Source organism: Jiangella endophytica, from assembly GCF_003427025.1.
GTDB lineage: Bacteria > Actinomycetota > Actinomycetes > Jiangellales > Jiangellaceae > Jiangella > Jiangella endophytica.
In genome coordinates this window covers 181,328-189,983 of sequence record NZ_QVAI01000016.1, presented here as the reverse complement: position 1 = coordinate 189,983, position 8,656 = coordinate 181,328, and the positions used below count along the sequence as shown (strand labels likewise).

Genomic DNA, 8,656 nt, shown 5'->3' with positions numbered 1-8,656 from the left:
ACAATCGAACGTGACCTGAACCTGCCTGACCGACGCCATCGGCCCACCCTAGAGGGACACCGCGCACCGAGACCCCGGAGGTCCTCGCCGCGGGTCACCGCTGCCTCAGCGACTCGTGCGGGTCTGGTCGCCGATCCAGCGGTGGACCTCGGTGGAGAGCACGGCCAGCGGGACGGCTCCGTTGCCCAGGACCGTGTCGTGGAAGGCGCGGATGTCGAAGTCGGCGCCGAGACGGTCCTGGGCGGTGCGGCGCAGGGCATCGATCTCCAGGCGCCCGGTCATGTAGGCCAGCGCCTGCCCGGGCCAGGCGATGTACCGATCGACCTCGTTGACCACGTTCGGGGGTGAGACGGCGCTGTTGGCGAGCATGAAGTCGATCGCCTGCCGGCGGGTCCAGCCGTGGTGGTGCAGGCCGGTGTCGACGACCAGGCGGCAGGCCCGCCACGCGTCGCACGACAGCATCCCGAACCGGAACACGTCGTCCGAGTACAGCCCCATCTCGTCGGCCAGCCGCTCGGAGTAGAGCCCCCAGCCCTCGCCGAAGGCGGCGATGTAGAGGTAGCGGCGGAACGCCGGCAGCTCGGTGAGCTCCTGGGCGACGGCGAACTGGAGGTGGTGGCCGGGCACGCCCTCGTGGAACGAGAGCGTCTCGTACTCGAACCGGGTGCGGGTGTGCGGCTGGTACGTGTTGATGTTGTACTGCCCAGGCCGCCCGCCGGCCGGCGGCATGTACTCCCCGATCACCGCCGCGGGAGCGACCACCTCGTTCATCGGCTCGACCACGCAGTCCGCCGACGGGAGCCGGCCGAACCAGTCCGGCAGCGCCGCCTCGGCCCGGGCCACGGCCGCCCGGGCATCGCCCACGATGTCCTCGGCCGACGCATAGCGCAGGGCGGGGTCGTTGCGCAGCCGCTCGACGATCGCGTCGAAGTCGCCGACACCGAACACCTTCTGCCCCAGCTCGGAGAACTCCTCCCGCAGCTGCGCGCACAGGTCCAGCCCGAGCTGGTGGAGTTCCCCCGGGGTCCGCGACGTCGTCGTGTGCGCCGCGACGGCGCGGGCGTACATCTCGCCGCCGTCCGGCAGGTGCAGCAGCCCGCTGCGCTCGTCCGCGCGCGCCGCCGCCAGCACCGGGCCCGACAGGACGTCCAGCAGCGCCGCGAACGCCGGGCGGATGCTGTCGGTGACGTGCGCGCGGACGTCGGCCTCGATGCCCGTGCCGGCGGCCGGTGCGACGATCAGGTCGGCGTCGACGGGCGTGGCCAGGTAGGCGCGAACCCGCTCCAGCGTCTGTTCGACGCCGCGCCGGGTGGGCACCCGCCCGGACGCCACGCCGGCCGCCGCGCGCACCCCGATGTCGTCGACATAGGCCTTGACCCCCATGACGCGACTCAGGTAGTCGCGTTCGTTCCGCGGGCTGCGCAGGCTGGTGTACGCGAGAGTGGCCAGCGCGCCGGCCACCGGCCCGGCGTGCCCGGACACCGTGAACTCCAGGTGCCGGTCCACCAGCGGCGCCGCCTCCGAGCGGGCCGAGTGGACGAGCACCTCGCGGGTCACCCGGTCGACGTCGCCGAGGGAGTCGGCGGGGATCGCCTCGGCCTGCGCCGCCAGCTCCAGCAGCCGCTCGCCCGCGGCCACCTCGGCGTCCTCGCTCAGGTCCGGGACGCGGTCGTCGTAGCCGGGGACGCCGAAGATCGACGCCGTGAAGGGGTTGGCGGAGCTGGTGGTCTCCAGGAACTCGTCCGCCAGGCGGCCGATCGAGCTCGTCTCCACGATGTTCTCCGTCATGACGGGTCAGCCTCCGTACTCGGCGAGCAGTTCGGGGTCGGCGGGGATGTCGGCGATGCGGTACTCGGGCGGAGTCTCCCCCATCAGATGCCGCACGAAGTAGTCCCAACGCCGCCGCAGCCAGTAGGCCTGCTGGTGGAACATCCGGTGGTCGGCGTTCGGCACGATCAGCAGGTCGAAGTCCTTGCCCGCCTCGATGAGCGCGTCCACCAGCCGCAGCGTCAGGTGCGGCGTGACGTTGTCGTCCATGCCGCCGTGCGCCAGCAGCAGCTTGCCCTCGAGGTTGCCGGCCAGCACGACGTTGGAGCGCGGGGCGAAGTCGAACTCGTCGGCGAGGCCGTAGAACCGCTCGCCCCACCAGGCGTGGTAGATGCGGTCGTCGTGGTCACCCGCGGACGACACCGCGACCTTGAAGAGGTCCGGCGCCAGCAGCAGGCACCGCGTCGACGCGTAGCCGCCGCCGGAGTGGCCGTAGGTGCCGACGCGCTCGAGGTCCATCCAGGGCCGGGTCTTCGCCAACTCCCGGATCGCGGCGGCGTGGTCGTCGGCGTACTCGCCGCCGCCCAGGCGCACGTGGTCCTGGAAGGCCCGGTCACGCATCGCGGTCCCCCGCGCGTCGACGGCCACGACGACGAACCCGAGGGCGGCGAAGGTGGCCGCGTGCCGTTCGGCCGTCATGACGCCGCCGGACAGCGGGAAGCGCAGCGGCGTGGTGGAGATCTGCGGGCCCGGATAGATCTCGTCCAGCACGGGGTACGTCGCGGACGGGTCGAAGTCGTGCGGCTTGTAGATCGCGCAGCGCAGGTCCGTCACGCCGTCGGCCGCCTTGACGATCACGCGCTCGGCGGGCGTCCAGCCGGCTGCATACAGGGCCGACGCGTCGGCCCGCTCCAGCTCCAGCACCACGGCGCCGGCCGCGTCGCGCAGCACCGAGACGGCCGGGACGTCCGCCCGCGAGGTGACGTCGACGAAGTACCGGCCCGACCGCGACGGCCGCGGGTCGTGGTCGAGACCGTCGGCGGTGACGGCCGTGACATCGCCACCGTCGAGCGACACCGAGTACAGCTCCTGCAGGTACGGGTCCGCGCCCGCCTCACGCCCCGCGGCCGTGAACAGGACCCGCCGGGCCTGCTGGTCGACGCTCACGATCGCGCGGACCAGCCAGTCGCCCGCCGTGACGGTGCGGACCGAGCGGTCCGGTGCGTACAGGTAGAGGTGCCCCCAGCCGGTGCGCTCGGACCACCACAGCACCTCGCCGGAGGCCAGAACCTTGACGTGACGATCGGTGAACTGCGGACCGTGCAGGACGTTGGTGTCGCTGGACTCCTCCTGGAGCACCGAGACCTCGCCGGTCGAGGGGTCCAGTTCGTGCAGCCGGGCCGTGTGGCCGCCGCGGTTCGCCGACAGCCAGTAGGCCTTCGTGCCGTCGTCGCCCCACCACGCGTGGCCGAGCGCGATCGCCGAGACGTAGTCCATCGGCACCGGTTCGCCCTTGGCCTGGGTGGCCCGCCCGGTCTCGGCGTCGAAGACGAAGAACTCGGCGGTCGCGACGTGCTCGTCGCCCACCATCGCGTAGCGGTAGGTCATCGCCGTCGGCCGGCCGCCGTCCAGCGGCGCGGAGCGCACGAGGTGCATCAGCTCGAGGTCGCGCTGGTCGAGCCGGTGAGTGAGGAAGCGCGTCGAGTCCGGCGACCACGCGACCAGCGGCGCCGCGGTGAAGCCCAGGTTCTCATGCATCACCCGGCTCGCACTGGCGTCCGGCGGCGTCCCGTACGAGAACGCCTCCGCTCCGTCCGTGGTCAGCTGCCGTTCCGAGTCGGTGGTCAGGTCGCGCAGGTAGAGGTTGTGGTCGCGCAGCCCCACCGCCCAGCGCCCGTCCGGCGACCGGGTCTCGGACCCGTGTGCGGGGCCGAGGATCGTGGCGCTGTAGTCGTCCAGCGCGACCTCGATCCGCTGCTCCTTGACGACGACGCGCACGCTCGCGTCCGCGATCTCGATCCCGAAGAACGGGAGCTCGGCCGGACCGAACTCCTCGTCGAGGAGTTCACCGAGCGCCGCCGCGAGCCGCTCGTGATCGAACGCCGGCTCCTTCGTGCCGGCCTCGGCGTCGACGACCACGAACCGCACGCCCTCGGCCGTCTGGTTCCGGTACCAGAACGTCTCGGTGTCCCGGATCCAGTGCGGCGTGACCTGCGGGGAGTGGATCAGCTTCTTCAGGTTGTGGGCCAGCAGGGCTTCTGCCCTGGCGTAGCGGGCGGCCAGCTCGGTGCTCATGCGAACGCTCCTCGGGGTGGGTGATGCGGCCGTCAGGCCCCCAGCAGTTCCGGGTCGACCGGGATCTCGGCGATCTGGTACGCGGGCGGCGTCGCGCCCATCAGGTGCCGGACGAAGAAGTCCCAGCGCCGCCGCTGCCAGTACGCGGCGCCGATCATCAGGCGATGTTCGGCGTTGGGGACGATGAGCAGGTCGAAGTCCTTGTTGGCCTTGATCAGCGCGTCGACCAGGCGCATCGTCAGGTGCGGCGTGGCGTTGTCGTCCATCTCGCCGTGCACCAGCAGCAGCTTGCCCGTCAGCTTCGCGGCGTGGGCGGGGTTGGACTGGGCGGCGAAGTCGAACTCGTCGGGCGAGCCGAAGAACTTCTCCGCCCACCACACATGGTTCGGGCGGTTGTCGTGGCTGCCGGCCGACGAGACCGCGACCTTGTAGAAGTCGGGTGCGAGCAGCATGCACCTGGTCGAGGCGTAGCCGCCGGCCGAGTGTCCGAAGATGCCGACCCGGTCCAGGTCCATCCACGGCCGGGTCGCGCCCAGCTGCTTGATCGCCGCGACGTGATCGCCCACGAACTCACCCTCGAGACCGCGGCGGCCGAAGTCCTGGAAGTCCTTGCCGCGCAGGGCCGACCCCCGCCCGTCGACCGCCACGACGACGAAGCCGAGTGCCGCGAACCCCGCCGCGTTGCGCTCCCCTGTCAGTACGCCCCCGGACACCGGGAAGCGCAGCGGCGCGGTGGAGATCTGCGGACCCGGGTAGATCTCCTCGACCACGGGATACGTCGCCGACGGGTCGAAGTCGTGCGGCTTGTAGATCGCGCAGTAGAGGTCGGTCACGCCGTCGGCGGCCTTCACCACGACGCGCTCCGGGGGCGACCATCCGGCCGCGTACAGGCCCGACGCGTCGGCCTGCTCCAGCTCCAGCACGACGGCGCCGGTCGAGTCGCGCAGCACGGATACGGTCTCGACGTCGTACCGCGAGGCGTTGTCGACGAAGAACCGCCCGGACGGCGAGGGGGTGGCGTCGTGGTCGAGGCCGTCGGACGTGATCGCGGTGAGCTCGCCGCCGTCCAGCGACACCGAGTACAGCTCCTGCAGGTACGGATCCGAGCCCGGCGCGCGCCCGGCGCCGGTGAACACGACCCGTCGGGCGTCCTCGTCGATCGACACGACGTGGCGGACCGTCCAGTCGCCGGACGTCAGGGTGGTGGCGGAGCCGTCGCGGCCGTACCGGTAGAGGTGGGCGTGCCCGCTGCGCTGCGACCACCACAGCGGCTCGCCCGCGGACGTGACCCGGATGTTGGTGTCCTGCTGCTGCGGGCCGTACAGGATGTGCGAGGTGCTGGTCTCCTCGACGAGCACGGTGACCTCGCCGGTCCCCGGGTCGAGCTCGTGCAGGCGGACGGTGTGGTCGCCGCGGTCGCTGGAGAGGAAGTAGACCGTCGCGCCGTCCGCGCTCCACCACAGCTGGCCGTACGGGATGGCGGGGACGAGCGGGGCCAGGATCGGCTCGCACCGGGCCGGCGTCACCGCGCCCGTCGCGGCCTCGAACACGAGGAACTCCGTGGTGGCGACGTCCTCGTCGCCCACGACGGCGTAGCGATAGGTCATCGGCCTCGGCCGGAAGCCGCCCTCCGGCGGCGCGGACCGCAGCAGGTGCATGAACCCGACCGAGCGCTGATCGAGCCGGTGCGTGACGAACCGGGTGGAGTCCGGCGACCACACCACCATCGGCGGCATCGTGAAGCCGAGGTTCTCCTGCATCACCAGGGCGGCGCTGGAGTCCGTCATCGTCGCGTAGTCGTACGCCTCGACGCCGTCGGTGGTGAGCCGGCGCTCCTCGTCCGTGGCGGTGTCGCGCAGGTAGAGGTTGTGGTCACGGATCCCCACGGCCCAGCGCCCGTCCGGCGACGGCGTCTCGCCCGGGTGGGCCGGGCCGAGGATCGTGGCGGTGTAGTCGTCCAGCGAGACCTCGATCCGCCGCTTCCCGGCGACCACCCGCACCGCGCCGTCGTGGAGCAGGTCGACGGAGAGGAACGGCAGGGCGGCCGGGTCGAACTCCTCGCCCAGGACGTCGCCGAGCGCGCGGGCGAGCCGTTCGTGGTCGAACGCCGACCGCTTCGTGCCCGCCTCGGCGTCGACGACGACGAACCGCACGCCCTCGGCCGTCGTGGTCCGGTACCAGAAGGTCTCGGTGCCGCCGATCCAGTGCGGCGTCACCCGTGGCGTGCGGACCAGGTCCTTCACGTGGTGCGGCAGCAAGGCCTCGGCCCTGGCGTAGCGGGTGGCGAGATCGGTGGTCATGACGTCCTCCTCAGGTCCGTGCCCGGTCACCGGTAGACCTCGATCGGGACGTCCTCGACGCGGTACGGCGGTGGCGTGTCGCCCATCAGGTGCCGCACGAAGTAGTCCCACCGGCGGCGCAGGAAGTACGCCCGGTTCACCATCAGGTGGTGGTCGGCGTTGGGCACGATGAGCAGGTCGAAGTCCTTGTTGGCCTTGATGAGCGCGTCGACCAGGCGCATCGTGCCGTGCGGCGTGGCGTTGTCGTCCATCTCGCCGTGCACCAGCAGCAGCCGGCCCGCGAGGTTCTCGGCCAGCGACTCGTTCGCCTGCGCGGCGAAGTCGAAGTCGTCCGTCAGGCCGAAGTACTTCTCGCCCCACCAGGAGTGGTTGACCCGGTTGTCGTGGTTGCCGCCCGACGACACCGCGACCTTGTAGAAGTCCGGTGCCTGCAGCAACGCCCGGGCCGACGCGTACCCGCCCGCGGAGTACCCGTAGATCCCGACGCGGCCCAGGTCCATCCAGGGGCGGGTCCGCGCGAGCTGCTCGATCGCGGTGACGTGATCGTCGACGAAGGCGGTGCCGCCGGCCACCCGGGCCTGGTCCTGGAAGGCGGCCGAGCGCATGGCGCTGCCCCGCCCGTCCACGACCACGACGACGAACCCGAGCGCCGCGAAGCTCTCCGGGACGTTGAACGCCATCGACGCGCCGACGTTCGGGCCGCCGGACAACGGGAAGCGCAGCGGGGCACAGGACATCTGCGGCCCCGGGTAGACGCAGTCGAGGACGGGGTAGGTCCGGTCCGGGTCGAGGTCGTGCGGCCGGTAGACGGCGCAGTACAGGTCGGTCTCGCCGTCGGCGGCCTTCACCACGGCGCGTTCCGGCGCGGTCCAGCCGGTCGCGTCGAGGGCGGAGGCGTCGGCCCGCTCCAGCTCGAGCACCACGGCGCCGGAGCGGTCGCGCAGGACCGACACCGCCGGGACGTCCCAGCGGGCGGCGACGTCGACGAGGAACCGGCCGGAGGGCGACGGCCGGGGGTCGTGGTCGAGACCGTCGGCGGTGACGGCCGTGGGCTCACCGCCGTCCAGCGACACCGAGTACAGCTGCCGCAGGTACGGGTCCGACCCCGGCTCGCGCCCGGCGCCGGTGAGGAGGATGCGACGGGCGTCCTCGTCGACGGCGACGACGTCGCGCACCAGCCAGTCGCCCGAGGTGAGCGTGCTGACCGTGCCGTCGGCGCCGTAGAGATAGAGGTGCCCCCAGCCGGAGCGCTGCGACCACCACAGCACCTCGCCCGTCGAGAGCGTGCGGACGTTGCGGTCCATCTGCTGCGGGCCGTAGAGGATCTGCGAGCTGCTGCTCTCCTCGACCAGCACGCTCACCTCGCCGTTGCCGGGATCGAGCCGGGAGAGGGCGACGTTGTGGTCACCGCGGTCGTTGGCGAGCCAGTGCACGGCGGACCCGTCCTCGCTCCACCACACCCAGCCGTAGGTGATCGCCGGCACGAACGGCATGAAGACCGGCTCGCACTTCGCCTGGACCGACTCGCCGGTGGCCGCGTCGAACACGAAGAACTCCGCGGTCGGAAGGTCCTCGTCGCCGGGGAGCCCGTAGCGGTACGACAGCAGCCGCGGGCGGCCGCCGTCGAACGGCGCCGAACGGACGAGGTGCATGAAGTCGAGGCCGCGCTGGTCCAGCCGGTGCGTGACGAACCGGGTCGAGTCCGGTGACCACACCACCTGCGGCGGTGGGATGAGGCCGAGGTTCTCCTGCATCACCAAGGCCGCGACCTGGTCGTTCGTCCCGCCGTAGGCGTACGCCTCCGCCCCGTCGGTGGTGAGCCGGCGCTCCGCGCCCGTGACGGTGTCGCGCAGGTACAGGTCGTGGTCGCTCCGGAACACCGCCCAGCGCCCGTCGGGGGACGGCGCCTCGCCCATCCGGACCGGGCCGAGGATCCTCGCCTCGTAGGCGTCGAGGGAGATCTCGATCAGCTGCTCCCCGACGGCCACCCGCACCGCGCCGTCACGCGGCTCGATCGAGGCGAACGGCAGCGCCTTCGGGTCCGCCTCGTCCCCCAGCACGTCGCCGAGCGCGGCGGCCACGCGCGCGTGGTCGAACGCCGGACGCCTGGTCCCGGTCTCCGCGTCGACGAGGACGAACTCGACGCCGTCGCTCGTCACGTTCCGGTACCAGAACGTCTCGGTGCCGGGGATCCAGCCCGGCTGCACCTGGGGCGAGGTGATCAGCCCCCGGAGGTGGTGCGGCAACAGGCCCTCGGCCGTGGCGTACCGTGCGCGCAGATCGGTCGTCGTCAC

At 72.0% G+C, this 8,656-nt stretch carries 4 protein-coding genes; all 4 read right to left on the bottom strand.

What is annotated here, in order from left to right; genetic code table 11:
* Positions 1 to 105 precede the first annotated feature (105 nt).
* From DZA62_RS27085 to DZA62_RS27070, 4 genes are read right to left on the bottom strand one after another with little or no spacing between them, the layout of a single operon-like run.
* Complete coding sequence (locus DZA62_RS27085) at positions 106 to 1,788, bottom strand: DUF885 domain-containing protein (protein ID WP_116952062.1); 1,683 nt, start codon at positions 1,786 to 1,788, stop codon at positions 106 to 108.
* Between the two features lie 6 nt (positions 1,789 to 1,794).
* Positions 1,795 to 4,062 carry a S9 family peptidase gene (locus DZA62_RS27080; protein ID WP_116952061.1) on the bottom strand — a complete coding sequence of 756 codons (2,268 nt, stop codon included), beginning with the start codon at positions 4,060 to 4,062 and terminating at the stop codon, positions 1,795 to 1,797.
* 32 nt (positions 4,063 to 4,094) lie between these two features.
* Positions 4,095 to 6,362, bottom strand: a complete 2,268-nt coding sequence (locus DZA62_RS27075) for a S9 family peptidase (RefSeq protein WP_157987941.1) — start codon at positions 6,360 to 6,362, stop codon at positions 4,095 to 4,097.
* Between the two features lie 26 nt (positions 6,363 to 6,388).
* Positions 6,389 to 8,656, bottom strand: a complete 2,268-nt coding sequence (locus DZA62_RS27070) for a S9 family peptidase (RefSeq protein ID WP_116952059.1) — start codon at positions 8,654 to 8,656, stop codon at positions 6,389 to 6,391.